Here is a 1879-nt window from a genome sequence, read left to right on the forward strand (position 1 = left end):
TGGCTCCTGGCCGGCCCCTTGCCGCGGTTCGGCCCGGGGCCGGCCATGGGCGCGGGCCTGTCACGGCTGGCCGGCGGCGACCGGCTGCCGGGCGGGCAGGTGCGCTTCGGGGCGGGCGAGGTAGTAGCCCTGCACGAGGTCGCAGCGCAGGCCGACGAGCGCGGCAAGCTGCTCCGGGGTCTCCACCCCGTTCGCTATGGCGGTCATGCCCAGGACGTGGGCCAGCTGGATGACGGCGGCGACGATGGCGTAGGAGGTGGGATCGTCGGTCAGCCCGCCGATGAACCGGCGGTCGATCTTCAGGCCGTCGAGCGGCAGGCCGCGCAGCCGGGTCAGGGACAGATGCCCGGTGCCGAAGTTGTCGACATAGATGGCGACGCCGAGGGCGCGCACGGCCTGTAGGGCCGCGGTGACGGTCTCATCGTCGTCCACCAGGGCGCTCTCGGCGATCTCGAGGCAGAGCTGGTAACGGTGATCGGCGTTGGTGGCCCGCAGGAGCGCCTCGAGGCCGGGCAGGAAACCGGGGTCGGTGAACTGGCGGATGGAGACGTTGACGCCGATGCGCGGCGGGGGTGCCGGTGCTGGGCCCGCCATCCAGGTGGCCGCCCAGGCGGCCGCGGCATGACAGGCGGTGTGCAGGGCCCACCGGTCCAGCTGGACGACTATCCCGGTCTCCTCGGCGAGGGAGAGGAACGCCTCGGGGTGCAGCAGGCCGCGTTCGGGATGCTGCCAGCGCAGGAGGGCCTCGGCTCCGGCGGCCTCACCGTCGACGCCGACGACGGGCTGGTAGTGCAACCGGAGATCGTCCGTGCCAGGGGCGTTGCGCAGGTCGTTCTCGATGGTGAGCCTGTCCAGGGACGCGTGCCGCATGCTCTCCTCGAAGAGCAGGTAGCGGCCGCGGCCCTGGTGCTTGGCGCCGTACATGGCGATGTCGGCGGCCTGTAGCAGGCCGCCGGGGCCGGGGATGTCCGGCCCGGACAGGGCGACGCCGACGCTGGCGCTGACACTCACCTGACATCCGTCGAGGATCATGGGCTCGGAGAGGGCGGTCACGACCCGTTCGGCGATGGCGCACAGGACGGTTTCCGTCGTGATCTTTTCGCAGACGACGGCGAACTCGTCGCCGGAGAGGCGAGCGACGGTGTCCCCGGGCCGGACAGCGCCCCGCAGGCGGGTGGCGACCTCGCACAGCAGCCGGTCGCCGATGTGATGCCCCAGTGAGTCGTTGACGCCCTTGAACCCGTCGAGGTCGACGAACAGGAGCCCGGTCCGGCGCTGCCGGCCCTGCTTCGACAGGCCCCGCTTCCGCCGGCCCCGGGCGGGCCGGTCCCGCGCCGGCTGGTCCTGCTTCAGGGCCGCACCGAGCCGCTCGAACAGCCCGGTGCGGTTGGCCAGCCCGGTGAGCTCGTCGTGCAGGGCACGGTGGTTGGCGTCGCGTTCGACCTGGTAACGGATGGCCGCCGCGCTCAGCACGGCCGCGGCCGTCCGCACGAACTCGATCTCGTGATCGGTGAACGCACCGGAGCTGGAGCCGGCCGTGCCGGTGGCGTCCGCCGCGGGCACGGCCGGCCCTCCCTGCCGCCCCGGGGCCGGCCGGGCCGAGAGCGGGTCCGGGGCGGCGGCGGTTGGGGGGATGCCAGCCGTGGGGATGCCAGCCGGGCGGGGGGAGCCGGGCGTGGCCGGCGGCGCGCCGCGGTGGACCGTGAGGATCGCGGTGGGGCCGTCGGGCCGGCCGATCGGGATCACCAGGCCGGGCCGTCCGCCGGAGAGCGTCCCCTGGCTGTCGTCCCGCCGCCGCGGTGGGCCCTGCCCGTTGTGCGGGCCCCGCTCCTCCGGGAGGCCCTGCTGGTCCTGGGGGCTCTGCTGGTCCTGGGGGCTC

General features: G+C 74.3%; 1 protein-coding gene. It reads right to left on the minus strand.

What is annotated here, in order from left to right; genetic code table 11:
• Positions 1-60 precede the first annotated feature (60 nt).
• On the minus strand, positions 61-1879 hold a 1819-nt coding region (locus NBW84_RS06880; protein ID WP_250282772.1), incomplete at its 5' end, for an EAL domain-containing protein.

It is taken from the genome of Protofrankia sp. CiP1_Cm_nod2, from assembly GCF_920664355.1.
Classification (GTDB): domain Bacteria; phylum Actinomycetota; class Actinomycetes; order Frankiales; family Frankiaceae; genus Protofrankia.